This window comes from Frigoribacterium sp. AC512, assembly GCF_979258295.1.
In genome coordinates this window covers 1,915,695-1,942,213 of record NZ_OZ409850.1, presented here as the reverse complement: position 1 = coordinate 1,942,213, position 26,519 = coordinate 1,915,695, and the positions used below count along the sequence as shown (strand labels likewise).

At 72.1% G+C, this 26,519-nt stretch carries 21 protein-coding genes; 10 read left to right on the top strand and 11 right to left on the bottom strand.

Annotated features, from left to right (window positions below; genetic code table 11):
• Nucleotides 1-118 precede the first annotated feature (118 nt).
• A complete protein-coding gene (locus ACZZ97_RS08785) occupies nucleotides 119-1,216 on the top strand; it encodes a hypothetical protein (RefSeq protein ID WP_463472905.1) in 1,098 nt (365 codons plus the stop codon).
• Here ACZZ97_RS08785 and ACZZ97_RS08780 read toward each other — a convergent pair whose 3' ends face one another.
• Nucleotides 1,217-3,778: an ATP-dependent DNA ligase gene (locus tag ACZZ97_RS08780; RefSeq protein ID WP_463472904.1), complete on the bottom strand. Its 2,562-nt coding sequence runs from the start codon at nucleotides 3,776-3,778 to the stop codon at nucleotides 1,217-1,219. It lies immediately after the preceding gene.
• 238 nt (nucleotides 3,779-4,016) lie between these two features.
• Entirely contained in the window at nucleotides 4,017-4,904 is an 888-nt protein-coding gene (locus ACZZ97_RS08775) for an SDR family oxidoreductase (protein ID WP_192169855.1), read from the bottom strand.
• A 92-nt stretch (nucleotides 4,905-4,996) separates the two neighbouring features.
• On the opposite strand from ACZZ97_RS08775, the gene ku reads away from it, so the two are divergent.
• On the top strand, nucleotides 4,997-5,998 hold the full coding sequence (gene ku, locus ACZZ97_RS08770) for a non-homologous end joining protein Ku (RefSeq protein ID WP_463472903.1): 1,002 nt from the start codon (nucleotides 4,997-4,999) through the stop codon (nucleotides 5,996-5,998).
• 34 nt (nucleotides 5,999-6,032) lie between these two features.
• Here the strand turns inward: ku and ACZZ97_RS08765 are convergent, their stop codons facing one another.
• The 3 genes from ACZZ97_RS08765 to ACZZ97_RS08755 are packed head-to-tail and all read right to left on the bottom strand — an operon-like array spanning nucleotide 6,033 to nucleotide 10,715.
• Entirely contained in the window at nucleotides 6,033-6,308 is a 276-nt protein-coding gene (locus ACZZ97_RS08765; RefSeq protein ID WP_314102139.1) for a DUF7218 family protein, read from the bottom strand.
• Nucleotides 6,309-6,348: 40 nt separating this feature from the next.
• A complete protein-coding gene (locus tag ACZZ97_RS08760; protein ID WP_463472902.1) occupies nucleotides 6,349-8,754 on the bottom strand; it encodes a phosphoketolase family protein in 2,406 nt (801 codons plus the stop codon).
• Nucleotides 8,751-10,715: a glycoside hydrolase family 15 protein gene (locus tag ACZZ97_RS08755; RefSeq protein WP_314102141.1), complete on the bottom strand. Its 1,965-nt coding sequence runs from the start codon at nucleotides 10,713-10,715 to the stop codon at nucleotides 8,751-8,753. Before ACZZ97_RS08755 ends, ACZZ97_RS08760 begins: the two co-directional genes overlap by 4 nt.
• Nucleotides 10,716-10,840: 125 nt before the next feature.
• Here ACZZ97_RS08755 and ACZZ97_RS08750 point away from each other — a divergent pair, with 125 nt between their 5' ends.
• Nucleotides 10,841-11,716 carry an SMP-30/gluconolactonase/LRE family protein gene (locus ACZZ97_RS08750; protein ID WP_463472901.1) on the top strand — a complete coding sequence of 292 codons (876 nt, stop codon included), beginning with the start codon at nucleotides 10,841-10,843 and terminating at the stop codon, nucleotides 11,714-11,716.
• Between the two features lie 106 nt (nucleotides 11,717-11,822).
• Here the strand turns inward: ACZZ97_RS08750 and ACZZ97_RS08745 are convergent, their stop codons facing one another.
• Both ACZZ97_RS08745 and ACZZ97_RS08740 read right to left on the bottom strand, forming a co-directional pair.
• Entirely contained in the window at nucleotides 11,823-13,037 is a 1,215-nt protein-coding gene (locus ACZZ97_RS08745; protein WP_463472900.1) for an NAD(P)/FAD-dependent oxidoreductase, read from the bottom strand.
• Nucleotides 13,038-13,142: 105 nt separating this feature from the next.
• Nucleotides 13,143-13,649: a Dps family protein gene (locus ACZZ97_RS08740; protein WP_123548646.1), complete on the bottom strand. Its 507-nt coding sequence runs from the start codon at nucleotides 13,647-13,649 to the stop codon at nucleotides 13,143-13,145.
• 286 nt (nucleotides 13,650-13,935) lie between these two features.
• On the opposite strand from ACZZ97_RS08740, the gene ACZZ97_RS08735 reads away from it, so the two are divergent.
• The gene (locus tag ACZZ97_RS08735; protein WP_463472899.1) at nucleotides 13,936-14,310 is read left to right on the top strand and encodes a hypothetical protein; all 375 of its coding nucleotides are present in this window, start codon (nucleotides 13,936-13,938) and stop codon (nucleotides 14,308-14,310) included.
• Between the two features lie 24 nt (nucleotides 14,311-14,334).
• Nucleotides 14,335-15,102 (top strand): esterase/lipase family protein, encoded by a 768-nt coding sequence (locus tag ACZZ97_RS08730; RefSeq protein ID WP_463472898.1) that lies wholly within the window; start codon nucleotides 14,335-14,337, stop codon nucleotides 15,100-15,102.
• Here ACZZ97_RS08730 and ACZZ97_RS08725 read toward each other — a convergent pair.
• Both ACZZ97_RS08725 and ACZZ97_RS08720 read right to left on the bottom strand, forming a co-directional pair.
• Nucleotides 15,077-16,045 carry an alpha/beta fold hydrolase gene (locus ACZZ97_RS08725; RefSeq protein WP_463472897.1) on the bottom strand — a complete coding sequence of 323 codons (969 nt, stop codon included), beginning with the start codon at nucleotides 16,043-16,045 and terminating at the stop codon, nucleotides 15,077-15,079. The two genes, ACZZ97_RS08730 and ACZZ97_RS08725, sit on opposite strands and share 26 nt — an antisense overlap.
• A complete protein-coding gene (locus tag ACZZ97_RS08720; RefSeq protein WP_463472896.1) occupies nucleotides 16,042-17,181 on the bottom strand; it encodes an FUSC family protein in 1,140 nt (379 codons plus the stop codon). Before ACZZ97_RS08720 ends, ACZZ97_RS08725 begins: the two co-directional genes overlap by 4 nt.
• Nucleotides 17,182-17,275: 94 nt before the next feature.
• On the opposite strand from ACZZ97_RS08720, the gene ACZZ97_RS08715 reads away from it, so the two are divergent.
• The 3 genes from ACZZ97_RS08715 (at nucleotide 17,276) to ACZZ97_RS08705 (ending at nucleotide 21,651) form a co-directional block, all read left to right on the top strand.
• On the top strand, nucleotides 17,276-18,520 hold the full coding sequence (locus ACZZ97_RS08715) for an aminoglycoside phosphotransferase family protein (protein WP_463472895.1): 1,245 nt from the start codon (nucleotides 17,276-17,278) through the stop codon (nucleotides 18,518-18,520).
• Between the two features lie 424 nt (nucleotides 18,521-18,944).
• Complete coding sequence (locus ACZZ97_RS08710; protein ID WP_463472894.1) at nucleotides 18,945-21,077, top strand: DEAD/DEAH box helicase; 2,133 nt, start codon at nucleotides 18,945-18,947, stop codon at nucleotides 21,075-21,077.
• Nucleotides 21,078-21,255: 178 nt separating this feature from the next.
• On the top strand, nucleotides 21,256-21,651 hold the full coding sequence (locus ACZZ97_RS08705) for a VOC family protein (RefSeq protein WP_194613479.1): 396 nt from the start codon (nucleotides 21,256-21,258) through the stop codon (nucleotides 21,649-21,651).
• Nucleotides 21,652-21,738: 87 nt separating this feature from the next.
• Here the strand turns inward: ACZZ97_RS08705 and ACZZ97_RS08700 are convergent, their stop codons facing one another.
• A complete protein-coding gene (locus ACZZ97_RS08700; RefSeq protein ID WP_463472893.1) occupies nucleotides 21,739-22,011 on the bottom strand; it encodes a mycoredoxin in 273 nt (90 codons plus the stop codon).
• 75 nt (nucleotides 22,012-22,086) lie between these two features.
• On the opposite strand from ACZZ97_RS08700, the gene ACZZ97_RS08695 reads away from it, so the two are divergent.
• Nucleotides 22,087-23,844 carry a pyruvate dehydrogenase gene (locus ACZZ97_RS08695; protein WP_463472892.1) on the top strand — a complete coding sequence of 586 codons (1,758 nt, stop codon included), beginning with the start codon at nucleotides 22,087-22,089 and terminating at the stop codon, nucleotides 23,842-23,844.
• A gap of 335 nt (nucleotides 23,845-24,179) precedes the next feature.
• On the opposite strand, the gene ACZZ97_RS08690 is transcribed toward ACZZ97_RS08695, so the two are convergent.
• Nucleotides 24,180-25,535 carry a maltokinase N-terminal cap-like domain-containing protein gene (locus ACZZ97_RS08690; protein WP_463472891.1) on the bottom strand — a complete coding sequence of 452 codons (1,356 nt, stop codon included), beginning with the start codon at nucleotides 25,533-25,535 and terminating at the stop codon, nucleotides 24,180-24,182.
• A 119-nt stretch (nucleotides 25,536-25,654) separates the two neighbouring features.
• Here ACZZ97_RS08690 and ACZZ97_RS08685 point away from each other — a divergent pair, with 119 nt between their 5' ends.
• Complete coding sequence (locus ACZZ97_RS08685; protein WP_463472890.1) at nucleotides 25,655-26,449, top strand: CYTH domain-containing protein; 795 nt, start codon at nucleotides 25,655-25,657, stop codon at nucleotides 26,447-26,449.
• Nucleotides 26,450-26,519 lie beyond the last annotated feature (70 nt).

The window sequence follows — 26,519 nt, the reverse complement described above, 5'->3', positions numbered from 1 at the left end:
CGCACTTCTTTCGGCAACGAACGGGGTCAGCTTTGTCACAGAGAGAAAGAGGGAGCCCCAGGCGCATGCACGAGGCAGAGGCGGGTCTGGGGCTGAGTTGTAAGGATATCATCCCTGAATGGGGAATCACACGGGTGTTGCAGGCTTACTTTCAGAAGCTCGATTTGGTCCGTATCTCGCCGAAGCAGAGGGCGACGAGTCTCTGGCATTACAGCTGTACGAATGGAATGGGCGACTGGCCTCTGCGTGCTTCGAAGTCCTGGGGCACCTCGAAGTTCTCCTCAGGAACTCCATTGACCAGCAGCTCGCCGTGCACTTCGACGAAAGCGGAAGAGGCATCCCATGGTTCATGCGAAAGATCGCTTCAGGAAACGCTCAGTCGAGTCTCGATGAGGCCGTTGCGAAGTCGAGGGAGCGGTTGCGTGGGCCTGAGGAGTCCCGCCACAAAGTCATGGCCTCGCTCATGTTCGGCTTCTGGACCAAGATGCTTGGCACGGATCACGACGAGCTCTGGAGACAATCGCTGAGACTTGCCTTCCCGCACTCGTCCGGACGACGCCAAGATCTAGCTGCAGCGGCAAACTCGTTGCGAATCTTTCGCAACCGACTGGCGCACCCTGACTCGCTCCTCGCAGTAGACGTACCTTTTCAGCTGTCTCAAACCCTCCTTGTCGCGGGTTGGATATCGCCTGAAGCTCGTTCGTGGTTGTCCAACCTCGAGCGAGTCATGGAGGTGTACGCCCAACGGCCGATCTCCCGTTTCGACACAGTGGTTGTCCCTGCTCGGGACGCGTGGAACGTCTATGAGACGCACGGTGCTTACGTCTGTCAGGCAGGACGAACCTTCCGCCCGATCGAGCGATTCGCATTCTACGAGGGGCAAGTCATCCATAAAGAGGTCCCGGCGATCCAAGGACGTCAAGACAACGTCGAGTGGAGTGAAGCAGAACAGGTCCGATTGCTGTCTTCGGCGGATCGAGACGAGAAGAAGCTTGGTGCGCTCATGCGCGACACGCGCGCGTCAGTCTGGGATCAGGGACGGTACCAAGTTTTCTGGCTCTCCCGGTCCGGGCGTAGGGACGAAAAGCACAGGTCACTGAGCGTGGACTTGCCACACCTCTCAAGGGGCAAGGGGTCAGCTTTCACGCAGAGGCAGCGCTACGTGTCGCTTCACTCTCTGGAGGTAGCTCAGTCGACGAAGGACCTAATGGACTGATCAGCTCTCGCGGACGACGTCGTCGGGCGACTTGTCGGGGCGCCAGCCGCGCCAGGACGGCTGGCGGAGGCGGCCCGTCGAGGTCCACTCGGCGAACGACACCTCGCCGACCCGCGACGGCGTGATCCAGTGCGCGTCGCGCGCGTCGGCGGCGGGCACGTCGACGAGCGGGCTGGTCTTCCGTTCGACCCTGCGGAACTCCGTCAGCAGCTCGTCGAGATCCCGGTCGCGGAACCCCGTGCCGACCCGGCCGACGTACACGAGCCCCTCGTCGCCGGGCACGCCCATCAGCAGCGAGCCGACGCCGGAGGCGCGACGCCCGTTCCCGGGACGCCAGCCCGCGATCACCACCTCCTGCGTCGTGTGGTGCTTCATCTTGATCCAGGCGCGAGAGCGTCGGCCGGCGCTGTAGGTCGCGTCGCGGCGCTTGGCGACCACCCCCTCGAGCCGGAGGCGCTGCGAGGTCCGCATCGCCTCCTCCAGGTCGCCGTCGAAGACGACGGGCACGTCAATCGGGCCCTCGGAGGTCACGATCCGCTCGAGCACCTCACGCCGCTCGTCGTAGGTCTTCCTGAGGAGCGAGTGCCCCTCGGCGTGCAGCACGTCGAAGAGCAGGTACCGGATGGGCGCGGCCTTCGCCGCCTGCTCGACCTCGCGCGGCTTCGTCAGGCCCATCCGCGTCTGCAGCAGCCCGAAGTCGGGACGGCCGGACTCGTCGACGGCCACGACCTCGCCGTCGAGCACCGCGCCTCCGTCGCTCGCGACTTGGTCTGCCAGCACCTGCAGCTCGGGGTAGGCAGGGGTCAGGTCGTGGCCGTTGCGGCTGGTCAGCGTCACGCGGTCGCCCTCGACGACGGCGATCGCGCGGATGCCGTCCCACTTCATCTCGATCGCCCAGCCGTCGTCGACGTCGGCGGCGGTGCCCGCGACGGCGAGCATCGGGGAGACGCTATCGAGTGTCGGCAACTCCTGCTCCGTGCGTCCGCCGGAAGAGGCACGGCCCCGTTTCCCGGGGGAGTCGCCGTCCGAGCGCGACGCCGATCCGGAGTTGCCGACCACCGTCCTGCCGCGCTTCCTCCGCTCGCCCCGTGACGACCCGCCCTCGGCGGGATCGTCCGCCATCCGGTGGATCAGCCAGTTCTGGTCGGCCTTGCCGCCGCCGTGGCCGGTGTGGATCAGCGCGACCCGGCGGGTGCCGCGCTGCTCCCCGTGCAGCACCGCGATCACCTCCTTGCCGTCGCGCCACTTCTCGACGTCGTAGGTGCCCGAGTCCCAGATGGTGACCTCGCCGGCGCCGTACTCGCCCTTCGCGATCGTGCCCTCGAAGGTGCCGTACTCGAGCGGGTGGTCCTCCGTCATCACCGCCAGGTGGTTCGTGCCGGGGTCGTCGGGCTCGCCCTTGGGCAATGCCCAGCTGACGAGCACGCCGTCGTGCTCGAGGCGGAAGTCCCAGTGCAGGCGGCTGGCGTGGTGCTCCTGGATGACGAAGCTGCGGCCGTCGCTCGTCGGCGGGGCGGCCGCGGGGACCGGCTCCGCGGTCTTCGACGGGTCGCGCATCGAGCGGTACTTCGCGAGACGGTCGCGTCCCTCACGCTTCTCGCCGTCGCCACCCGTCGTGTGGTCGTGCTCGGGCGACTCGGTGTTGCGCATGTCGTCGCCGAGCTCACCCGGAGGCACGGGGGTGCCGCTCGAGACATCGGCCAGCGGGTCTCCTCGGCGCTTCAGCCGGGCCAGCACCTCGGTGTACTCGAGCTGCCTCAGCTGCTTCGAGGCCAGTTCGCGCCAGGTGCGCGGCATCGCGACCGTCGGCCGTTCACGGCCGCGCAGCGAGTACGGCGCCACCGTCGTCTTGTTGCCGTTGTTCTGCGACCAGTCGAGCAGCACCCTGCCCCGGCGGTCGGCCTTGCCCATCGTGCTCAGCACGAGGTCGGGGTGGTCGGCCTCGACAGCCCGGGCGAGCTCGTGGGCGACGTCGCTGACCTGCGCGCTCGTCTGCCTCCCGTCGAGCCGCGCGTAGAGGTGCACGCCCTTGCTGCCGCTCGTCACTGGCACGAGCTCGAGGCCCATCCCGTCGAGCAGGGGCCGCAGCAGCTGGGCGACCTCGACGCACTCGGCCAGGCCGACGCCCTCGCCCGGGTCGAGGTCGAGCACGAGCCGGTCGGGGTTCCGCTGCGCCCCGCGCGGCCCGAAGCGCCACTGGGGCACGTGCACCTCGAGCGCCGCGACCTGGGCCAGCCAGGTCAGCGTCGCGAGGTCGTTGACCATGGGGTAGACGTTCGCGTGGTCCTTGTGCTCGATCTCGTGCCGGGCGACCCAGTCGGGGGCGGAGTCGGGCAGGTTCTTCTCGAAGAAGACCTCGCCGTCGACCCCGTTCACCCAGCGCTTGCGCGTCGCCGGGCGACCCTCGACGTGCGGGAGCATCCACTCGGCCACGGCGGCGTAGTAGCCGAGCACGTCCGCCTTCGTCGTGCCGCTAGCGGGGTAGAGCACCTTGTCGAGGTTGGTGAGCTGCAGCGTGTGTCCGCCGACCTGCACCCGCTCGCCGCGTCCCTTGCTGGCCATCCGGCGCCTCCTCGTGTCGTCTGTGCTGTCGAGGTCGGGTCAGCTGCGTCCAGGGCGGGTCGCCCTCGACCCGCCCTCGAGCGAACGAACCCGCCCTCGAGGATCTGTTGCTGCCTCGATCATGCTCGCGCGGTGCGCGGTGCGCGGTGCGGTGTGCGCCGCGGCGACTGCGGCGGCCCGCCTCCCCGCGTGGACGGGGGAGCGGGCCGCGAGCAGAGCCGAGGAGGTGCGGTGCCGGTCAGACCGCCGGCATCGCTCCCGCGATCGTGATGGTCGCGCCCGAGGTGTAGCTCGACTCCGGACTCACGAGGTGCACGTAGGCCGCGGCGAGCTCGGCCGGCTGGCCGGGACGGCCGAACGGCGCCTGGCCGCCGAACTCCGACACGGTCTCGGCGTCGTCCGAGCCGGGCTGCAGCGGCGTCCAGACCGGGCCGGGGGAGACCTGGTTGACGCGGATGCCCTTGGGCGCGAGCTGCTGCGCGAGGCCCGACGTGAAGACGCCGATGGCGCCCTTCGTCAGCGCGTAGTCGATCTTGTCCGGGCTCGGCTGCGTGCCCTGGACGGAGCCGGTCGTGACGATCGACGAACCGGGCTCGAGGTGCGGGATGACCGCCTGCGACAGCCAGAACAGCGAGTAGACGTTGGTCTTGATGGTCGAGTCGATGTCCTCGGTGGTGAGCGTGAGGATGTCGTCGTTGCTCTTCATCCGGCCGGCGACCATGACGAGCGTGTCGAGCCCGCCGAGCTCCTCGACGGCCTTGGCGACGAGGTCCTTGCAGTACTGCTCGTCGGAGATGTCGCCGGGCACCAGGACGACGCGGCGGCCCTCGCCCTCGAGCAGGTCGCGCACCTCCTCGGCGTCCGTCTGCTCGCTGGGCAGGTAGCTCAGCACGAGGTCGGCGCCCTCGCGGCTGAGGGCGATGGCGGCGGCACGGCCGATGCCGGAGTCGCCGCCGGTGACGATGCCGCGGAAGCCGACGAGGCGCTCCTTGCCGACGTAGCTGGTCTCGCCGTGGTCGGGCTTCGGGTCCATCTTCCAGGCCTCGCCCGGCAGCGACTGCTCCTGCTTCGGGAACGGCGGTGCGGGGTACAGGTCGACCGGGTTCTTCTTGTCGTATTGGCTCATGCGCTCCACGGTGCCCGCGCGGCGGGGGACGTGCCCGGCACTTGTACCCGCTCGTCGGTCATTCGGAGCGCATGCGGAGGAACATGGCCGTCATGCGATCGATCTGGAAGGGCGCGATCACGTTCGGGCTCGTCAACGTGCCCGTGAAGCTCTACAGCGCCACCGAGGACCACGACGTCTCGCTTCACCAGGTGCACGACGCCGACGGCGGTCGGATCCGGTACCAGCGCAAGTGCGAGATCTGCGGCAAGGTCGTCGACTACGAGCACATCGACAAGGCCTTCGACGACGGTGACCGCACGGTGGTGCTCACGGCGGACGACCTGAAGTCCCTGCCCGAGGAGCGCTCGCGCGAGATCGACGTGCTCGAGTTCGTGCCGAGCGACCAGCTCGACCCGTTGATGTTCGACCGCAGCTACTTCCTCGAGCCCGACTCGTCGTCGCCCAAGGCCTACGTGCTGCTGCGCCGCACCCTGGAGGAGACCGACCGCACGGCCATCGTGCACTTCTCCCTGCGGCAGAAGACCCGGCTCGCCGCGCTGCGCGTGCGGGGCGACGTGCTCGTGCTGCAGACGCTGCTCTGGGACGACGAGGTCCATGAGGCACGGTTCCCCGTGCTCGACGAGAAGGTGCGGATCAGCGGCAAGGAGCTCGACATGTCGGGCTCGCTCGTCGAGTCGCTCGGCGACGACTTCGACCCGTCGCAGTTCGGCGACGACTACCAGGAGGAGCTCCGCAAGCTCATCGACGCCAAGCTCGAGGAGGGCGAGTCGCTGGACACCGATGCGACCTTCGGCCGCGCGGGGGACGACGAGGACGGCGACGGATCCGGCGACGGCGAGGTGATCGACTTGATGGAGGCGCTCCGGCAGTCGGTGGAGCGCAGCCGGTCGGGCGCGAAGAAGGCCCCGGCGAAGAAGCCCGCCGCGAAGAAGGCCCCGGCGAAGAAGCCCGCCGCGAAGAAGGCGCCTGCGAAGGAGCGGGCCGCGGAGAAGGAGCCCGCGGCGAAGAAGGCGCCTGCCGCGAAGAAGCCCGCTGCGAAGAAGAAGCCTGCTGCGAAGAAGAAGCCCGCCGCGGAGAAGAAGGCGAGCTGACGCCGCCCGCCGACCACGGCGAGCTGACCCGACCTCAGTGGTCGCGCAGCATCTCGATCAGGTCGCCCTTCTTGGCGTCGCTGTAGCCGCTGAGCCCGAGTTCCTTCGCGCGGCCGCGCAGGTCGTCGACGGTCCAGTCGTCGTACGAGCCCGACCGGCCGCCCTTCGCCGCGACCTTCTCCTCGCTGTTGCCCTTCTGGGCCGCGGCGTTGGAGATGCGCGCCGACTTCTCCTTCGAGTTGCCCTCGTCGCGCAGGGCCTCGTACATGTCGGGGTTCTTCAGCTGCGGGGGTGTGTCGTCCTTCGGCATGTCCGAGACCGTACTCCGGCGGTCGGCGACCTGCTCGCCCCTAGCTGCCGAACTCCCACTCGACGACCTCAGGGAGGTCCTCGCCGTGCTCGTACGCGTACGCCCGCGCCTCCTCGCGCTTGGCCTCGAACTCGGCGACGAGGTCGGGGTGCGCGTCGGCGAGGCCGGGGACACGGTGCAGCACGTCGAGCACGAGCCGGTACCGGTCGATGTCGTTGAGCATCGCCATGTCGAAAGGCGTGGTGGTCGTGCCCTTCTCCTGGAAACCGCGCACGTGGATGCCGTCGTGGTTCGTGCGGCGGTACGTCAGCCGGTGAACGAGGGTCGGGTAGCCGTGGAAGTCGAAGATCACCGGCTTCGACGTCGTGAAGAGCGTGTCGAAGTCGTCGCTCGTCAGGCCGTGCGAGTGCTCGTCGGCGTCCTGCAGGCGCATCAGGTCGACGACGTTGACCACGCGGGTCACGAGGTCGGGGAGGCGCTGGCGGAGGATGTCCGCCGCGGCGACCGTCTCGAGGGTCGGCACGTCGCCGGCGCAGGCCAGCACGACGTCGGGGTCGACGCCGTCGACCGGCGTGCCCTCGGTGCCCGCCCACTCCCAGATGCCCGCGCCGGCGGCGACGTGCGCCTCCGCCTCGGGAAGGGAGAGCCAGGCCGGCGACTCCTGCTTGCCGGCGACGATCACGTTCACCGTGTCCGTCGTGCGCAGCGCGTGGTCGGCGACGGCGAGCAGGGTGTTCGCGTCGGGTGCCAGGTAGATGCGGACGAGGTGCGCCTGCTTGTTGACGACGACGTCGAGGAACCCCGGGTCCTGGTGCGAGAAGCCGTTGTGGTCCTGCCGCCAGACGTGCGACGAGAGCAGGTACGTGAACGACGAGATCGGCTCGCGCCAGGCGATGTCGGTCGCGCTCTCGAGCCACTTCGCGTGCTGGTTGAACATCGAGTCGACGATGTGCACGAACGCCTCGTAGGTGTTGAGCAGGCCGTGACGCCCGGTGAGCAGGTAGCCCTCCATCAGGCCCTGCAGCAGGTGCTCGCTCAGCACCTCCATCACGCGGCCGCTGTGCGCGACGTGCTCGTCCTCCTCCTCGATGCGGGCCGCCCACACGCGGTCAGTCACGTCGAAGACCGGGTCGAGGCGATTCGAGACCGTCTCGTCCGGGCCGAAGAGCCGGAAGCTCGCCGGGTTGTCGCGCACGACGTCGGTCAGCCAGCGGCCGAGCACCCGGGTGGCCTCGGCCGTGGTGCGGCGGTCGTCGCTGGTCTCGACGGCGTGCGAGCGGTAGTCGGTCAGCGAGAGGGGGCGACGCACCAGCCCGCCGTTCGACGCGGGGATCGCGCTCATCCGCTTCTCGCCGCGGGGGCGCAGCTCGTCGAGGAACGCGGCGGGTGCCCCGGTCTCGTCGAACAGCTCGTCGGCGCCGTACGAGCGCATCCAGGCGTCGAGCTGCTCGCGGTGCTCGTCGTTCTCGCGCACCCCGCTCAGCGGCACCTGATGGGCCCGCCACGTGCCCTCGACCTTCTTGCCGTCCACCACCTTCGGCCCGGTCCAGCCCTTCGGGGTGCGGAGCACGATCATCGGCCAGCGCGGCCGCTCCGTGCTCTCGCCCGAGCGCGCCTCCTGCTGGATCTGGTCGATGCGGCCGAAGGCCTCGTCGAGCGCCGCGGCCATCTGCGCGTGCACCACCATCGGGTCCTCGCCGTCGAACCCGCCCGACACGACGATCGGCTGGTACCCGTAGCCGCGGAACAGCTCGAGCAGCTCGCCCTCGGGGATGCGGGCGAGGATGGTCGGGTTCGCGATCTTGTAGCCGTTGAGGTTGAGGATCGGCAGCACGGCGCCGTCGTGCACGGCGTCGAGCAGCTTGTTGGCGTGCCAGCTCGTCGCGAGCGGACCGGTCTCGGCCTCGCCGTCGCCGATCACGCAGACGGCCACGAGGTCGGGGTCGTCGAGCACCGCTCCGTAGGCGTGGCTCAGCGAGTAGCCGAGCTCACCGCCCTCGTTGATCGAGCCCGGCGTCTCGGGGGCCGCGTGCGAGGGGATGCCGCCCGGGAACGAGAACTGGCGGAACAGCTCCTGCATGCCGTCCCGGTCGAGGGGCACCTGCGGGAACAGCTCGGAGTAGGTGTGCTCGAGCCAGGTGTTCGCCACCATCGCAGGGCCCCCGTGGCCGGGGCCGCAGACGTAGAGCAGGTCGCGGTCGTCGCGGCGGATCACGCGGTTGAGGTGCGCGTAGACGAGGCTCAGCGCGGGCGACGTGCCCCAGTGGCCGAGCAGGCGCGGCTTGATATCGTCCCGCGCGATCGGACGATCGAGCATCGGGTTGTCGCGCAGGTAGATCTGCCCGACGGTCAGGTAGTTGGCCGCGCGCCACCAGGCGTCGACGAGCCGGAGGTCGTCCGGCGTCGCGGGCACGGCGGGTGCGGCGGGCGAGGTGATGTCGGTCATCGGTTCTCCTGTCGGTCGTCGTCGGTCTCCGTCCGGCGGCCCGTACCGGCGTCCTCGCGTCGGTCCCCGGGCTGCATGCCGAGCTCCGTGCGCATCTCGTCGATGGTGATGGCCGCGTTGACCAGGGCGAGGTGGCTGAGGCCCTGGGGCATGTTCCCGAGGAACTGCCCGTCGTCGGCGCTGATCATCTCGGTGAAGAGCCCGACGTCGTTCGACTGGACCACGAGCTCGTCCATCAGCTCCACTGCCTCGTCGACCCGGCCGACGCAGGCCAGGGCGCCCGCGAGCCAGAAGGCGCAGGCGACGAAGGTGCCCTCCTCCGCGTCGACGCCGCTGTAGCGGAACACCAGCGGTCCCGCGCCCAGCTCGTCGCGGATCGCGTCGATGGTCCGCGACATCCGGTCGCCGCGGTCGAAGCCGCTGGGCGCGTGCAGCAGGACCGATGCGTCCAGGGCGTCGCTGTCGGGGTGCATGAGGTACGCGCCGCGCTCCTCCGACCAGCCGTGCTCGTCGATCCACTCGACGATCAGGTCGCGGTTCTTCTCCCAGTGGGCCTTGTCGTCGGCGGTGGGGTGCATCTGGCCGAGCTCGGTCAGCTCGAGGGCCGAGGTGATCGCCTGCCAGCAGCCCATCTTGCTGCTGACGTAGTGCTGCTCGTCCGGCAGCTCCCACATGCCGCTGTCCTTCTCCTGCCAGCGCCGGCACGCGTCGTCGGCGAACCCGGCCAGCAGATCCTGGGTGGACTCGTCGAGCAGGTTGCCGCCGTGGGCGTACTGGCTGGCGACGGCAAGGATGTCGGCGAAGACGCCGAGCTGCAGCTGGTCGCCGGCGGGGTTGCCCTTGTAGACGGGGCCGATGCCCCGCCAGCCCTCCGAACCGGTCTCGTGCGTGCCGTCGGAGACGGTCCCGTCGAGGCGCAGGAAGATGTGCATCTCGCGCCCGTTCTCCTTGAGGGCCTTGAGCATCCACGAGACGGCGGCGTGCGGCTCCTCACGCAGCCCGAAGCGCAGCAGCGCGTCGACGGTGTACGCGAGGTCGCGCACCCAGGCGAAGCGGTAGTCCCAGTTCTTGTCGCCCGTGAAGTTCTCGGGCAGGGCGGTGGTCGCCGCCGCCGCGATGGCACCGGTGGGGCTGTAGATCAGCAGCTTGAGGGCGAGTGCGCTGCGGTGCACGGCGTCCGCCCACGGGCCTTCCCAGCTGAACTCGGTCGACCAGCCCTCCCAGTTCTCGATGGTGCGGTCGATGCCCTCGTCGACGACGTGCGGGTCGGGCAGGTGCAGCGGCTCGTCCTCGACGCCGCAGAGGCACAGCAGCGAGCGCGACCCGGGCGACGTGGTGAACGCCCCGCGGAACTCGAGCGGACCGTCGGGGTGGCCGTCGCCGGGCTCGGTGGGGTCGGTGCGGCCGTGCTCGAAGCCGACGAGCGCGAGGTTGATGTCCGCGGCGCGCAGCAGGGGGCCGTGCACGGTGTCGACGCGCACGATGGGGTGCGTCCCGAACGCGTTGCCGGGCACGACCGCCCAGCGCATCTCGACGGAGCCCTCGAGACCGTCGACGCGGCGCGCGAGCTCGCCCCAGGGGAGACGGCCCGCCACTCCCGTGACGAGGGCGTCGGTGACCTCGACGGTGCCCGCGGAGGTGCGGAACCGGGTCCGCAGGACGTTCGTGCCGGGCACGTACGCGCGCTGCACCTCGAAGTCGTCGTCGACCGGGCGCAGCTCGACGCGGCCCCCGTCGGCCGAGTCGACGATGCCGGAGAAGACCGGGTCGCTCGGCAGCGACGGGAACGGCAGCCAGTCGATCTGGCCGTCTCGGGCGATCAGCGCGACGGTGCGGCCGTCGCCGATCGCCCCGTACGAGCGGAGGGCGACGTAGCCGTCCTCCCGGGGGTCGGGGGCCGACCAGGCGTCGTCGTGGAAGTCGTCGGTGTCGTCGGGGGCGCTCTGGAGGGTGTCGGTCACGCTGTCTACGGTGCTCTCCCGCGCCTCCTCGTGCTCGCGGCTGCCAGGGGTCTGTGCAGAACGCGACGACGAGCCGTACCCCGGGAGGAGAGGCCGCGGCCAGGCCCGACGCGTAGACGGGACGGATGACCGAGACCCCCACGCCGCGCCCCCGCCTGTTCCTCGACGCCCGGGCGACGCTCGGCGAGAGCCCCGTGTGGGACGTCGACGCACAGGAGCTCGTGTGGACGGACATCACGCCGGGGCTGCTGCACCGCACCTCGGCGGACGGCCTGCGCGACCGGACCCTCCCGGTCGACCCGCCCCTGCCGAGCTTCCAGCGCCGACGCGGCGGAGGACTCGTCGCTGCCCTGGAGGACCAGGTCGTGCTGACCGATGACGACGGCGGCTCCCTGCAGGTGCTCGCCACCGTCGAGCTCGCCAAGGAGGGCATGCGGCTCAACGAGGGCAAGTGCGACCCGTTCGGCGCGTTCGTCGTCGGCGCCATGGACCCCGACGGAGCCCCCGTCGCGGGCCTCTGGCGCGTGGGGCCCGACGGCGTCGTCACCCTGCTCCGCGACGACTTCACGACCACCAACGGCTTCGAGTGGAACGACGACGGCTCGGAGATCTACCTGACCGACACTGACCGGGAGACCATCTACCGCGCCTCGTGGGACGCCCAGGGCACGCTCGGCGAGCTCGTCCCCTTCTCGTCGGGCGGGTCGCACGACGGCCTCGCCCGGGACGAGCTCGGTGAGTTCTGGGGCGCCGTGCACGGCGAGAGCGTCGTGGTGCACCTCGACCGCGACGGCGACGTCGTCGAGCGGATCGAGTTCCCCGTGCCGCTGCTCACCGGCATCGGGTTCGGCGGCGCGGACCTGCGCACGCTCTTCGTGCTGTCCGCCCGCGAGGGGCTCGACGACGACCAGCTCGCCGAGCACCCCCTCAGCGGCGGCGTGTTCGCGCTCGACCTCGACCGGGCCGGCCGGGCGCCGTTCCTGTTCGGTCCGCAGGCCTGACGGCCTGAGCGCCTGACGGCCCGACTCCGCAGGCCGCCCACGACGAAGGGCCCCGAGGAGGCGCGGTGCGCGTCCTCGAGGCCCGTCCGTCCGGTCGCGCCCCGGCTCAGATGCGTCCGACGAGCCCGTCGCGCGACATGTCCGTGCCCTCGGCCAGGACGGCGCGGGCGGCGTCACGGGCGTCGTCGACGTTCCAGAGCAGGACGCCGACCACGGCGCTGTCAGACAGGTAGTACGCCACGGCCGACCCGTCGCCCTTGTCGTCGACCACGGTCTCGAGCGACGCGTCGAGCGTCCCGACCGCCTCGTACGAGATGTCGAGGACCTTCGAGTAGTAGTACGGCGTGTGCCCGTACGTCTCGTCGGCCCCGGCCATGACGCGCCCGACGAAGGCGCCCTGCTCCTTGGCGTTGTCGACGTGCTCGACACGGCGGCGGCCCAGGATGCGGTCCGGGTAGGAGGCGACGTCGCCCGCGGCGAAGACGTGCGGGTCCGAGGTGCGCAGCGAGGCGTCGACGACGATGCCGTCCTCGACCTCGAGGCCGGCCGCCTCGGCCAGCTCGGTCGAGGGCGTGATGCCGAGGCCGACGGCCACGGCGTCGGCCTCGAGCGACGTCCCGTCGTCGAGCACGACCTGCACCCCGGCGTCCGAGGCCGAGCCGCCCTCGACGCGACGTTCCTTGACCAGCGTGACGCCCGCCTCCTCGAAGGCTGCCTCGAAGCGCGTGGCGATCTCGGCCGGGAACACCGGGCCGCCGAGGACCTCGTCGGGCGTGACGATCGTCACGCGCGTGTCGTTCTGCACCAGCGCCGCGGCGAGCTCGGTGCCGATGTAGCTGCCGCCGACGACGACGGCCCGGCGTCCCTCGCCCGAGAGCTCTCGCAGCCGCCGGTAGTCGGCCGCGGTGCGGAAGTGCACGACGCGGTCGTCCTCGGGCAGGTCGAGCCGGGTCGGCGTCCCGCCGGTCGCCAGCAGGAGGCGCCCCCACGACACGGTCCGCCCGTCGTCGGTCGTCACGGTGCGGGCCTCGCGGTCGACGGCGGTGACCGAGGTGCGCAGGCGGATCTCGGCTCCCGACGCGTCGCGGGTGCCCAGGTCGTTGTCGGTCTCGGTGTACTCGGGGTCGATCCAGAGCTTCTTGGAGAGCGCGGGGCGCGTGTAGGGCTCGTCGACGTCGTCGCTGACGATCAGGACGGTCGCCTCAGGGGCCGTCTCGTGGATCGCCTTCGCCGCGGAGTCCGCGGTCATGCCCCCGCCCACGACGACGTGGTCGAAGGAGTCGGAACCGGTGCCGGTGCCGGTGCTGGTGCTGTCGCTCATGTGGTGCCTCCAGGTCGTGGGAAGGGCACCGCACCGGAGGTCGCGTAGGGGATCTCCGGGGCGGTGCCCAGTCGGTGGTGCCCGCGGGGGGCGGGCGGCGGGTCGCTAGTTGGCGACGGCGCCGACGCGGTCCTGGCCCTCGGCCATGGCGTCCTCGTCGCGACCGCGCGTGTCGGCCGACGCGGCGTCCTTCTCCGGGTGGCGGTTCTCGGCGCCGGTCATCCAGGCGAGCTGCTCGAGGCGCTCGAGGATGCTGTGCAGCACGTCGGCCGTCGTCGGGTCCTCGTCGTCGACGTCGTCGTGAACCGTGCGCATGGTGTCGACGACGGCGTACATGCGGTCGACGATCAGGTCGACGACCGAGGTGGTCTCGACCGGGCCGGCGGGGAACTGCACGAGGCTGGTCTCGTTCGCGACCGTGTTCGAGCGGCCGTCGGGCACGAGGTAGACGGCGCGCATGCGCTCGGCGACCTCGTCGCTGAACTCACGGGCCGCGTCGACGATCTCGTCGAGCTGCAGGTGCAGGTCGCGGAAGTTGCTGCCGAGCAGGTTCCAGTGCGCCTGCTTGCCCTGGATGTGGAGCTCGATGAGGTCGACGAGGACCTTCTGCATGGACTTGCGCAGGGCGGGGGATCCTTGGAACACGGGGACTCCTTCAGTCGTGGGGGCGTGCGGCCGTGGAGCCGCTGCGTCGCACCGGTCAGGGTGCGTCGTGGACGGTAGTCCCGTCCCGCCGGGCGGCGGTCCAGCTTCCGGGGGACACCCAGGTGAGGAGGCGCGGCTCACGACCGCGAGGCCGCTCTTCGTCTCGAAACCGGTGGCGTGGTATCTTCTCGACGGCGACCGATCGGTCGCGGTTCGACGGGCACCGGCGCCCGTCCGGCTCTGAGGGGGGCACATGAGCGAGGGATCGCAGGGCTTCGAGTCCGTCGAGGTGACGCGACTGCGTCGCGAGATCGAGAGCGCCTGGGGCGCCTTCGACGACATCGACCAGATGGCGTGGGACCACCGCGTCCTCGTCGTCCGCTACGTGATCGGTGCGCTGCCCGACGCGGCCAGCGCCGCAGCCCGTGCCGGCCACGCCGGCCTGGCACTCCGCCTCCTCGACGACGCTGCGGCGTTCCCGCCGCCGTGGGCGTCGATCTGCACCGGCTGGGTGCGCGCGCTCGCCGCCTCGCGCGCTGCCGTCGAGTTCCGCGACGCCCCCGTCTGGGTCGACGACGAGCCCGCCGGGACCGCTGTCGGCTCGGCTCCGGCGCACAGCGTCGCCTGAGCACCTCGGCCTAGCGTCGGGGCCATGACCTCCGCACCGTCCCGGGGCCGCGGCCGCCGTCGCGTCGGCCTGGTCCGCTTCGCCGCGACCGTGGTGACCGACTACGCCTTCGTCTGGCGCGTGCACCTCGTGCCGCGGTCGGGCCGCGTCGTCCCCGTCCGGTGGCGGCACGGCGACCGCGCCCCCGTGCTGTTGCTGCCCGGCGTCTACGAGACCTGGCGGCACCTCCGGGTGATCGGCGAGCGCCTGTCCGACCTCGGGCACCCGGTCGTCGTGGTGCCTGGCATGCGCCACAACCGGCAGCCCATCCCGGCGACCGCGGAGGCGGCGCAGCGGATCCTCGACGCGCACGACCTGCGCGGGGTCGTCGTCGTCGCGCACAGCAAGGGCGGCCTGGTCGGCAAGTCCATGATGGTCGGCACCGACGTCGACCGGCGCATCGACCGGATGGTGGCGATCAACAGCCCGTTCTCGGGCACGCGCTGGTCGCGCGTGCTGCCGAACCCGGCGCTGCGGGCCTTCTCGCCGAGCGACGCCGCGCTGCTGCAGCTCGCCGAGCAGCGCGAGGCGAACGAGCGGGTCGTCTCGATGGCCTCGGGCTTCGACGCGCACGTGACCGAGGGCAGCGAGCTGCCGGGAGCCGAGAACGTCACGTTCCCCGTCGACGGGCACTTCCGGCCGCTCGGGAACCCCGCGTGCGTCGACATGATCGTGGCCGCGGTCGAGGGCGGCGACCTCGGCGAGGTGGGCACCGAGGGCGACGCCCTCAGCCCCGGGGGCTCAGCGCCCTGACCGTCTCCCGCGGCCGCTCCACGTGCGCGAAGTGCCCGCAGCCGGCCAGCACGGTCGTCCGCGCCTCCGGCAGGAGGACCCGCAGCTGCACGAGGTCGTCCGGCTGCGCGAACGCGTCCTCCGCCCCGGCGACGACCGCCACCGGGCAGGTGATCCTCGCCCAGGTGCCGGTGTCGTAGCCCACGCCCGACTCGACCGCGGCGACGAAGGCCCGCGGCCGGATCTCGGCCACGAACGCCTCGAGCACCGACCGGGGCACCCGGCGCACGTGCCGGAACACGGGAGCGGAGAGGGCACGCAGCAGCCCGACCCTGGCGGCGCCGGCGAGCAGGGGGCCGGAGGCGCGGGGCAGCACCCGGAACACCACCCGCAGCAGCACGAGGGCCGGCACCGTCCGCAGCCCGCGCCACGGCCGCGACGCGGCCTCGAGGGCGGAGAACGTCGTGGGGGAGACGAGCCCGAGCGACCGGACGCGCCCCGGCGACTGCGCGGCGACGTGCAGCGCGATCAGGGCGCCCAGCGAGTGGCCGACGAGGTCGAAGCGGTCGAGCCCACAGGCGTCGGCCACGGCGCGGACGACCCGGGACGCCGCGTGCACGTCGAGGGCGACGGCGGGCGCCGGGCTGGCGCCCCAGCCCGGCAGGTCGATCAGCACGAGCGCCCCGGCGAGGGTCGGCGGGGCGTCCGCGCCCGCCTCGCGCACCGCACGGCGGAGCGGCAGCCACGTCGTCCACGAGCCGGCCGCTCCGTGCAGCATCACCGTCGCGGAGGCGCGGGCCGCGTCGCCCGCGGGGCCCGCGTCCCCGAGGACGGCCGACCGGTGCAGCACGACCCGGCCGTCGGCGGTGTCGACGACGTCCTCGACCAGGTCGTGCGCCTCCTCGGGGTCGAGCCCGAAGGGCGCGTAGGAGTCGCCGGGGGCCGCGCTGGCGTCGCCGGTCACTCGTCGATGATCTCTTCGCGCACCCGGCGGATGTCCTCGAGCAGCGAGCCGATCAGCACCCAGTGCTCCGGGTCGGGGCGGAGCACCCGCACCGGCGCCGTGAGGGCCGGGGTCTCGGGCCAGGCGTCGTGGCCCGTGTCGGCGTCGGCGCCGCCGACGTCGAGCGGCGCGCGCTCGCCGCCGAGCGGTGGCTGACCGTGCAGGCGTCGCTCGTCCGGCGACGGCCCCGAGGAGGCGGGTGCCGAGCCGGCCTCGGCCTCCCGTCCCCGGAGCCGCAGGTCGTGCGCCGCCCGGTGCAGCTCCTCGGCGATCTGGCCCACGGCCGGGTCGTCCACGAGGTCGACGTCGTAGTTGTCGTGCACGGAGCGGGTCATGCCGACGGCGCGGTGGACGAGCGCCGTCAGCCGGACCAGCAGTGCCGCGTCCGCCTCGAGCACGGTCCGCTGGCGGCTCGCGCGCGGGTTGAGCATGAGGCTCTCCTCGCCCGCTGCGACGGCCGCGGCGGCCTTCGCCTGGAGGTCGCGCAGGCCCCGCGCCTGGACGAGCACGGCACCGAGGCGCTCCCGGTCGCTCGGCGTCGACAGGACGGCGCCGAGCTCGTCCAGCACCGCGGCGAGGTCGCGGGTGAGGCGGCCGACGGCGAGGTGCGCCGGCGCGAGCAGCACGGGCGGCACGACGAGCGCGTTGATCGCCAGGGCGACCACGGCGCCGATGACGGTCTCGAGCACCCGGTCGAGGGCGTAGTCGGGGGTCTGCGCCCCGATCGCGAGCACGAGCATCGCCGAGATGGGCACCTGGTTCGCGCTGCTCGGCGTGAGGCGGAGCGCCCACGAGACGAGCAGGCTGACGACGACGATGCTGAGCACGATCCAGGTGGAGGCGCCGAACAGCTGGCCTGCCGCGAACGCGATCAGCACCCCCGCGACCACGCCGACGCTCCGCTCGAGCCCGCGCACGAGCGACTGGTTGACGCTCGGCAGGACGACCAACAGCGCGGCGATCGCGGCGAAGATCGGCAGGGGCTGCTGCAGCAGCGCGACCGACGCGAACCAGGCGACGACGACCGCGACGGACGTCTTGGCGACCTGGAGCAGAGGGGTGCGCCGCGTCTGACGGATGCGCGAGACGAGGTGCACGCTCCCGAGGATACCGTCGCGCCCGCATCACGATCGGGTAACCGTGCCGCGCCGTCGGCCCTCCGGGGCGCCCTCCGACGGGTTTACTGAACGCGTGTGGCCGAACTCAGCAGAGGTGCTCCCCGCGGCCTTCGCCGGCTCGGGGCTCACCGTCGTCGCCTTCCGGCCCCACTCGGTCGAGCCCTCCGGGCACGGGTTCCTCTACGGCTACGAGGTCGACACGGTCGACGAGGCGGGCGCCTCCGACACGGTCCTGACCTTCATCGACACGGACGTGTCGACCGCCGACGCGACGAGCGTCCTCACCACCGACCCCTCGACGGGGCAGCAGCTCGCCGTCTGGGCCTACCCGGCCGACCCCCTCCTCCCTGCGCTCGCCGGCGTCACCTACCCCGACCGGGTCACGGAGTCGCTGGCCGCGCTCGGCATCGTGGTCACCTCGCCGACCTTGAGCGTCGCCGCGTACCGGCCGGGCAAGAGGGCGGTCATCCGGCTCGACTCGCCCGAGACGACCCTGTTCCTCAAGGTGATCCGACCCGACCGCGTCGCGCCGATCGTCGCCCAGCACGAGGCGTTCCGTGCGGAGGGCCTGCCGGTGCCCCGCGTCCTCGCGTCGCGGCCCGACGGGCTCCTCGTGCTCGAGCGCGTCCCCGGCGTGCCGGCGGGGCAGCGCGTCGCCGAGCTCGCGGACGAGCCGCGCTTCGTACGGCAGATCGTCGACCTGGGCCGGCTGGTCGCCGACGTGCGCATCACGAACCGGGCACAGTCGGACGCCCTCGACCACGCGGACTGGCACCGCGGCACGTTGTCGACGGCCCTGCCGGAGCGCGCGCCCGAGATCCACGCCCTCTACGGCGAGATCGAGCGTCGGCGGTCGTCCTGGACGGGCGACGCCCTCGCCGTCATCCACGGCGACCTCCACCTCGAGCAGCTCTTCGTCGACCCGGAGCGGCCGTGGCACGTCACCGGCCTGCTCGACATCGACACCGCGGGGCTCGGCCACCCCGCCCGCGACGCCGCGGCCCTGGTCGCGCACCTCGTCGTCACGGGGCAGTGGCACCGCGGCAACGGCGACGAGGCCGAGGCCCGCGCCTGTGAGCGGCTCGCAGACGAGCTCTCCCGCACCTGGGCGCGCGCGGTGCCGGAGCTCGCCGACCGCCTCGCCCCGGCGGTCGCGGCCCAGCTGCTGGCCCACGCGGGGGGCCAGGCGACGCTCGCCACGGACACCGGGCGGCGCAAGGCGGAGCAGCTGCTCGGCGCCGCGGCCGGGGCCCTCGGCGGCTGGCCGGCCCCCGCCGACCGCGACACGGCGGCGCCCGGTGGCGTCGCGGGTGCGTGAGCGCGTAAAGTAGGGCGCAGCACCGTCCGTGTCGTCGTCCGACACGGTGGGTCCGACACGACCGGCGGCGGCTCGTCCGCCTCGCAGGTCCGTGTCGGCCAGGTCTGTGTCAGCCAGGTCCGTGTCGGCCAGGTCTGCACGGGCCCGGTGACGTGTCGCCGGCACCGCGCCTCCTCCGCACCTCGCGTCTGAGGCTGGTTCCGTCCGTCCGTGCCTTCCCGCCGTCCGACCCGAAGTCGTCCGGTCGTGTCTCGTCTCGCCCCGGTGTCCGCACCGCGGCGGTCCGTCGCGTCGGGGCAGGCGAGGGTCGGGGCAGACGAGAGCCGGGGCCGGCCCCCGGGCCGGAGCGCCGCACCGCAGCACCACCCGTCGTCGCTCGACGACACAGCATCGTCGACCGTCGCGTCGACCACGAGGAGGAGCCTTGGCTCGACCAGGCCAGCGTCAGCAGGGCGGCACCCGCACCGCCCCCCAGAAGCACCGCCGCCGCGAGGTGGACAACGACGGGCTCATCCCCGTCCTCGCCCGTGCCGTGCGCGAGGTGGAGGCCGCCGCCCAGCGTGGGCAGGTGAAGCCCTCCAGCCGCACGAAGTTCCAGGTCATCGCGCTGCTGATGCGCGAGGAGCGCGCCCGCGTCAAGGTCGACAAGGCGATCAGCGACTCCGAGCGCGCCGAGCAGATGAAGCGCCTCGACGGCGTCGCGCAGATCCTCGCGAAGACCGCCGCCCGCGACACGTCGCTCATCGCCCTGCTCGGGGAGGACGCGGTCGTGTCCGAGAGCGCCAAGACCCTCAAGCGCGACATGCAGATGTCGGCAGGCATGGAGCTCGCGCCCGAGGAGCAGGTCGTCGTGCGCGAGGCCGCGCCGGTCGCGCCCGTCTCCGAGCGCCAGGTCGTGCCGCAGTCGGTCGTCTCGCGTCAGCTCGCCAACCCGTTCCTGCCGCCGGACTTCTCGCTCGCCGAGGTCACCCGCGAGGTGCACCCGGTGCGCCTCGCCAACTGGGAGCTCTTCGGCCCGCTCTTCAAGTCGTTCGAGTACGGCGCCGGCGGCGGGTCCGCGTGCATGCCGCTCCCCGAGCCGACCACGGTCGACGCCCCGGCCGGCGCGACGCTGATGCACCACCAGGCGCAGCTCGTCGAGTCCGCCCGCCAGGGCCACCGCACCTACCTGCTCGCCGACGAGCCCGGCCTCGGCAAGACGGCCCAGTCGCTGCTCGCCGCGCAGGCGGCAGGCGCCTACCCGCTGCTCGTCGTCGTGCCCAACGTCGTCAAGACCAACTGGGCCCGCGAGGTCCAGCTCTGGACGCCGACCCGCACGGCCACCGTGATCCACGGCGACGGCGACACCCTCGACGCCTTCGCCGACGTGGTGATCGTCAACTACGAGGTGCTCGACCGCCACGTCGGCTGGCTGGGCGACCTCGGCTTCAAGGGCATGATCGTCGACGAGGCGCACTTCATCAAGAACAAGGAGTCGCAGCGCTCGCGGCACGTGCTGCAGCTGTCGGAGCGCATCCGCTCGCGCACGGCGCACCCCCTGCTGATGGCGCTCACCGGCACGCCGCTGATCAACGACATCGAGGACTTCCGGGCGATCTGGGAGTTCCTCGGCTGGATCGGCGACAAGAAGCCCGCCGCCGAGCTCATGGAACAACTGGAGGAGGCGGGCCTCACGCCGGCCGATCCCGGCTTCTTCTCCTCCGCCCGCGAGATCGTCATCGACCTCGGCATCGTCCGGCGCCGCAAGGTCGACGTCGCCGCGGACATCCCGGCCCGCCGCATCGCCGACCTCCCCGTCGAGCTCGACGACGAGGCCGGCCGCTCGATCCGCGAGGCCGAGCGCGAGCTGGCCCGCCGTCTCGTCTCCCGGTACCGGTCCGCGCTCGCGGCCCGCACCTCCGGCGTCCGGGTCGAGGGGGTCGACCACGATCTGGTGCGCCAGGTCGCGAAGTGGGAGCTCGAGGACACGACCACCGCGAAGAACGGCGAGAACGTCTTCAGCATGGTGCGCCGCATCGGCCAGGCCAAGGCCGGGCTCGCCGCGGACTACACGGCCCAGCTCGCCCGCAACGTCGGCAAGGTCGTCTTCTTCGCCAAGCACATCGACGTCATGGACGTCGCCGAGCAGACCTTCGCCAAGCGCGGCATCAAGTACTCGTCGATCCGCGGAGACCAGACGCCGGCCGTCCGCCAGCGCCAGATCGACGCGTTCGTGGACGACCCCGAGGTCGAGGTCGTCGTCTGCTCGCTCACGGCGGCCGGCGTCGGGCTCAACCTGCAGGTCGCGTCGAACGTCGTGCTCGCCGAGCTGTCGTGGACGGACGCCGAGCAGACGCAGGCCATCGACCGCGTGCACCGCATCGGCCAGGAAGAACCCGTCACCGCCTGGCGCATCATCGCCGCCCAGACCAGCGACACGAAGATCGCCGAGCTGATCGACAGCAAGGCGGGCCTCGCGGCGCGCGCCCTCGACGGCGACGACAGCGAGGTGGTCGACTCGACCGACATCCAGCTCAGCGCGCTCGTCGCCCTCCTCACCGAGGCCCTCGCCGAGTAGCGCGCGCCGCGCCGCGCCGCCCCTGCTCACGGCATCGGACGTCGCAGCGGGCGAGTTCGTCGGTCCAGGGCCGTCATGGCAGCCCGGCTGCGACGAACTCGCCCGCCGTCGAGGGACGCCTCCCAGGAGGCGGGAGTTGGGTCGGGTGACCACACGCACGCACCCGAAGGAGCACCCCATGCCCGAGATCCAGGGCTACGCCCACGTCGCCATCACCGTGTCCGACCTCGACGCGAGCCTCGCGTTCTACGAGTCGCTGCTCGGCGCGCCGCCCGTCGGGCAGATCGTGCTGGACGGCCTCGACCGCCGCCTCTTCTCGGTCGGCAACGGCCAGATCCTCGGCGTGACCGCCTACACCGCGGGCAAGGCCGTGCCCTTCGACCCGACCGTGCCCGGCCTCGACCACATCGGCTTCGCCGTGGCCGACCGCGACGCCGTCGTCGCCTGGCAGGAGCACGCCGCCTCCGTCGGCATCGAGTCCGACCTCGAGGACCCCGACTTCGGCACCACCCTGATGGTCAAGGACCCCGACGGCAACCAGATCGAGTTCTTCGCGGCCGCACCGCAGAGCTGACGCGACCGGGCGCACGAGAACGCCCCGCGCCTCCGGAGGGAGGGGCGGGGCGTTCTCGTGTCGCAGGCACCAGTGTGCCTGCTGGCACTACAGCCCGAGCTTCGCCTTGACGTCGGCGAGCGATGGGTTCGTCGCGGTCGAGCCGTCGGGGAAGATCACGGTCGGCACCGTCTGGTTGCCGCCGTTGACGCTCTCGACGATCTCGGCGGTGCCCGCGACCTCCTCGATGTTGACCTCGGTGAAGCCGATGCCCTGCTTGCCGAGCTGCTGCTTCAGGCGGGCGCAGTAGCCGCACCACGACGTGCTGAACATCGTGATGGAGCCGGCTGCGGGGACGTAGGAGGTGGCGGTGTCGGTCATGGGCACAGGCTATGCCCGGTCGGCGGTGAGGGACGGGGGAGTTGGCTGGGAGGAACGACACGAGGAGGACACACCGTGGCAGACACCGTCGCCGACCAGATCATCGCCCAGCTCGTCGCCGCCGGGGTCCGGCGCATCTACGGGATCGTCGGCGACAGCCTGAACCCGGTCGTCGACGCGGTCCGCCGTACCGGCGGCTCGGCGAAGGGCGGCATCGACTGGATCCACGTGCGCAACGAGGAGGCGGCGGCCTTCATGGCGTCCGGCGACGCGCAGATGAGCGGCGAGCTCGCCGTCTGCGCCGGCTCGTGCGGCCCCGGCAACCTGCACCTCATCAACGGCCTCTACGACGCCCACCGCAGCCGCGCCAAGGTGCTCGCGATCGCGAGCCACATCCCCAGCGCGATGATCGGCTCGGACTACTTCCAGGAGACGCACCCCGACCGGCTCTTCGTCGAGTGCTCGGGCTACTCGGAGATGATCTCGACGGCCGTCCAGTCGCCGTCGGTCGTCGCCTCCGCCATCCGGCACGCCGTGGCCGGCCACGGCGTCAGCGTCGTGACGCTGCCCGGAGACGTCGCCGAGCTGGAGGCGCAGGGTGCCACGCCGCCTCACCTCACGACCCGCGCCCCCGAGCTCGTCCCCGCGCAGGAGGACGTGCAGGCCCTCGCCGACGCGATCAACGCGGCCGGCACCGTCGCGTTCTTCGTGGGCGAGGGCGGTCGCGGCGCCCACGACGAGATCATCGAGCTGGCCGGCGTCGTCGGGGCCCCGATCGGTCACAGCCTGCGCGGCAAGGACGTCATCCAGCACGACAACCCCTACGACGTCGGCATGACGGGCCTGCTCGGCTACGGGGCCGCGCACGCGGGCATCCACGACGCCGACCTGCTCGTGCTGCTCGGCACCGACTTCCCCTACCCGCAGTTCCTGCCCGACGGCGACCAGGTGACGATCGCCCAGGTCGACGTCGAGGCCGCCGTGATCGGTCGTCGCGCGACGGTCCACGTGCCGGTGCACGGCGCCGTGCTGCCGACCCTGCGCATGCTGCAGCCGCTGGTGAAGCCCAAGAAGAGCCGTCGGTTCCTCGACAAGACGCTCAAGAAGCACGAGAAGCTGATGGGCAGCGTCGTCGGCGCGTACACGAAGAGGGCCGAGAAGCTCGTCCCGATCCACCCCGAGTACGCGGCGTCGATCCTCGACGAGATCGCCGCCGACGACGCGATCTTCACGGCCGACACGGGCATGGCGAACGTCTGGGCTGCCCGGTACATCACGCCCACCGCCGGCCGTCGCGTGTTCGGCTCGTACCTGCACGGCTCGATGGCGAACGCCCTGCCGCACGCGCTCGGAGCGCAGCTCGCGTTCCCCGGCCGCCAGGTCGTCTCGATGTCGGGCGACGGCGGGCTCTCGATGCTGATGGGCGAGCTGATCACGGCGAAGATGTACGAGATCCCCGTGAAGATCGTCGTCTTCAACAACTCGACCCTCGGCCTCGTCAAGCTCGAGATGCTCGTCGACGGCTACCCGGACTTCGGCGTCGACGTGCCCTACGTCGACTACGCCGCTGTCGCGCGGTCGATCGGCATCCACGCGGTGCACGTCGACCAGCCGGGCGACCTCCGCGACGGCTTCGAGGCCGTGTTCGAGCACGACGGACCGGCGCTGATCGACATCGCGACCGACCCGCAGGCGCTCTCGCTGCCTCCCGCGATCACGGGGGCCCAGGTCAAGGGCTTCTCGCTGGCGATGTCGAAGATCGTCATGAACGGAGGCGCGGGCGAGGTCGTCTCCATGGTGCGCTCCAACCTGCGCAACGTGCCGCGGCCGTAGGGGGCTGCGGCCCCGCCGCAGGAGGAGGCGCGGCATCGGTCCCGAGGACCGGCGCCGCGCCTCCTGCACTCCCGCTGCGGTCTCCCGCCTGCTGGCCGTCCGACACCGCCTGCGGCGTGGTGCCCGCTCGCTGCTGCTGCTGCTGCTGCCTGCCGCGCGCTGCGCCCGGTGTGAGCATGTCGGCGGGTTCCCGTAGCCGGGGGCGGGTCAGCGCCCACCCGCCGGGGACGGCGGCGACCCGCCGCGAGTCACCACGACCCGCCCGCAGCAACTGCGACCCGCCGACTTCTGAGGAAGAGAAGGAGGGGAAGGGAGGAGGAGGCGCGGTGCGGGCCTCAGCCCGCGCGGCGACCCGAGCGCGCGACGAGCCGGGCGACCGCGGCGGCGGGGATGCCGATCCAGTCCGGCCGGTTCCGCTTCTCGTAGATGGCCTCGTAGACGGCCTTGTCGATCTCGAACGCGTCGAGCAGGGCCCGCTGGGCGCGCACGTCGACCCCCGAGGAGGCGATGTACCCGTCGACGAAGGCGACGCGCGAGTCGTGCGCCCAGGCTGCCGCGTCGACCGGGGGAGACTGCTGTGCGAGCGACCCTGCGACGTAGTCGAACGAGCGCAGCATGCCGGCGACGTCGCGCAGCACGAGATCGGCGCGCGAGCGCTCGGGCATCGGCCGGAGCGGCTCGCCCTCGAAGTCGAGCAGGGTCCAGCCGCGGCTGGGCGACTGGAGCGCCTGGCCGAGGTGCAGGTCGCCGTGGATCCGCTGGAGGCGCGGCCACGTCAGCGACTCGGCCGCGTCGTAGACGGCGAGGACCGCCTCCTCGTGCTCCGCGATCTCGGGCACCTCGCGCGCCGCGATCGAGATGCGGCGCCGCATGCTCGTGAGGGCCTCGCTGACGGCCGAGGCGTCGGCGTCGACCGTGCCGAGCTGGTCGGCGAGGGTGGCGTGCACCTCGGCGACGGCGGTGCCGAGCTCGCGGGCGGACGTCGTGAAGTCCTGGCCGGCGGAGGCCGCGTCGAGCGCGACGCGCCAGGCGTCCTCGGCTCCGGCGAGGAACTCCTGCGAGAAGGCGAGGTGGCCGCGCGCCTCGCCGTGGTCGCGGCCCGGGTCGGGCCAGGTGGCGTGCAGCGAGCCGAACGTCGTCGGCACCCTGGTCGAGCCGCCCTCGGTCAGCGCGGCCTGGGTCGTCACGTCCGGGTTGTCGCCGTGGTGCAGCACCCGGAACACCTTCGCGATGGCGTGCTCGACGGGCCCGCCCTCGAGGTCGTAGATGATCGACGTGTTCGACTGCTCGCCCTTCAGCACGCGCGACCGCCGCACCCGCCCGGCCTCGACCAGCGGCGTGCCGTCGACGACGACGTCGGACCCCTCCACGTGGGCACGGCTCGACATCAGCTCGAAGAGGTGACGCGCGTACGCGGGGTCGTGCGGGGCGTCGTAGAGGTACAGGTCGTCGGCCGAGCCGATGAACGCCGCGTCGCCGCCGGGCAGCGGGGTGCGGCGTGCGACCACGGGCACCTGGTACAGCACGGGCAGCTCGGGCGCCTCGTCGATCACGAGCAGCGTCATCGCCAGGACGCCGTCGAGATCGGCCTCGAACGAGCCGATCACCCGGATCGCGGGCGTGCTGCCCTTCGTGGCGTACCAGCGCTGTCGCGCCATCCATCCGGCAAGGGTCGGCGCGACGTCGCTCATTCCCCGACCCTACGCCCGTGGGCAGGTCGAGAGACCGGCGGGTCCGGAGGCTGGCCGGTCTGGACCCGCCGGGCTCGAGGAGGAGGCCGTCCGGAGGCCGGTGCGTTAGAACGGTCTCCATGAGCACCAGCGAGCAGACCGAGATCGAGCGCAAGTACGACGTCGACGACGAGGCGGTCGTCCCCGACCTCGACGGCGTCGCGGATCACCCGGACCTCGCAGGAGGCGCCGGCCCCGTCCACGAGGTCGCGCGCGTCGAGCGCTCCGCCCCCGTGCACCTCCGTGCCGTCTACCACGACACGGAGGACCACCTCCTGCTGGGCTCGCGCATCACGCTGCGCCGCCGGACGGGCGGCCACGACGAGGGCTGGCACCTCAAGCTCCCGGCTTCCGCCCCGGCTTCCGCCTCGGGTTCGGCCTCGAGTGGTCAGGAGATGTCCTCGGATGCCCCGGCAACGACCGGAACCGACCACTCGGCGGCCGGCGCGACAGCGGGTGAGCCCGACGGCAGCACCCGGGGCAGGCGCGAGGTGCACGCGCCCCTCGGCTCCGAGGACGAGGGAGTCCCCGCCGAGCTGCTCGCCCGGGTCGCGGAGCAGCTCGGCGACCGGTCGGTCGCGCCCGTGGTCGTGCTCGAGACGACGCGCACGGCGACGACGCTCCTCGACGCGGAGGGCGCCGCGCTGGCCGAGCTCGCCGACGACGTCGTCACGGCGACCGTGCCGGGTCGAGACGGCGCCGAGCCCGCCGTCCGACGCTGGCGCGAGTGGGAGGCGGAGCTCGCCCCCGGCGTCGACGGCCCGTCGGGAGACGCCCTGCTCGACGCGATCGAGGCGCGCCTCCTCGCCGCGGGCGCGGCCCCGTCGACGTCGCGCTCGAAGCTCGCCCGAGGCCTCGGCGCCGAGTCCGCCTGAACCCGTCGAGGGCGGGTCGCCTGCGTCGAGGGCGGGTCGCCGCGGACCCGCCCTCGACGACTCTGACCCG

Excerpts from the sequence above, each read along its gene's own strand:
- ACZZ97_RS08785 (WP_463472905.1), top strand. The coding sequence starts at position 119 with ATGGGGAATCACACGGGTGTTGCAGGCTTACTTTCAGAAGCTCGATTT.
- ACZZ97_RS08780 (WP_463472904.1), bottom strand. The coding sequence starts at position 3,778 with ATGGCCAGCAAGGGACGCGGCGAGCGGGTGCAGGTCGGCGGACACACG.
- ACZZ97_RS08775 (WP_192169855.1), bottom strand. The coding sequence starts at position 4,904 with ATGAGCCAATACGACAAGAAGAACCCGGTCGACCTGTACCCCGCACCG.
- ku (WP_463472903.1), top strand. The coding sequence starts at position 4,997 with ATGCGATCGATCTGGAAGGGCGCGATCACGTTCGGGCTCGTCAACGTG.
- ACZZ97_RS08765 (WP_314102139.1), bottom strand. The coding sequence starts at position 6,308 with ATGCCGAAGGACGACACACCCCCGCAGCTGAAGAACCCCGACATGTAC.
- ACZZ97_RS08760 (WP_463472902.1), bottom strand. The coding sequence starts at position 8,754 with ATGACCGACATCACCTCGCCCGCCGCACCCGCCGTGCCCGCGACGCCG.
- ACZZ97_RS08750 (WP_463472901.1), top strand. The coding sequence starts at position 10,841 with ATGACCGAGACCCCCACGCCGCGCCCCCGCCTGTTCCTCGACGCCCGG.
- ACZZ97_RS08745 (WP_463472900.1), bottom strand. The coding sequence starts at position 13,037 with ATGAGCGACAGCACCAGCACCGGCACCGGCACCGGTTCCGACTCCTTC.
- ACZZ97_RS08740 (WP_123548646.1), bottom strand. The coding sequence starts at position 13,649 with ATGCAGAAGGTCCTCGTCGACCTCATCGAGCTCCACATCCAGGGCAAG.
- ACZZ97_RS08735 (WP_463472899.1), top strand. The coding sequence starts at position 13,936 with ATGAGCGAGGGATCGCAGGGCTTCGAGTCCGTCGAGGTGACGCGACTG.
- ACZZ97_RS08730 (WP_463472898.1), top strand. The coding sequence starts at position 14,335 with ATGACCTCCGCACCGTCCCGGGGCCGCGGCCGCCGTCGCGTCGGCCTG.
- ACZZ97_RS08705 (WP_194613479.1), top strand. The coding sequence starts at position 21,256 with ATGCCCGAGATCCAGGGCTACGCCCACGTCGCCATCACCGTGTCCGAC.
- ACZZ97_RS08700 (WP_463472893.1), bottom strand. The coding sequence starts at position 22,011 with ATGACCGACACCGCCACCTCCTACGTCCCCGCAGCCGGCTCCATCACG.
- ACZZ97_RS08690 (WP_463472891.1), bottom strand. The coding sequence starts at position 25,535 with ATGAGCGACGTCGCGCCGACCCTTGCCGGATGGATGGCGCGACAGCGC.
- ACZZ97_RS08685 (WP_463472890.1), top strand. The coding sequence starts at position 25,655 with ATGAGCACCAGCGAGCAGACCGAGATCGAGCGCAAGTACGACGTCGAC.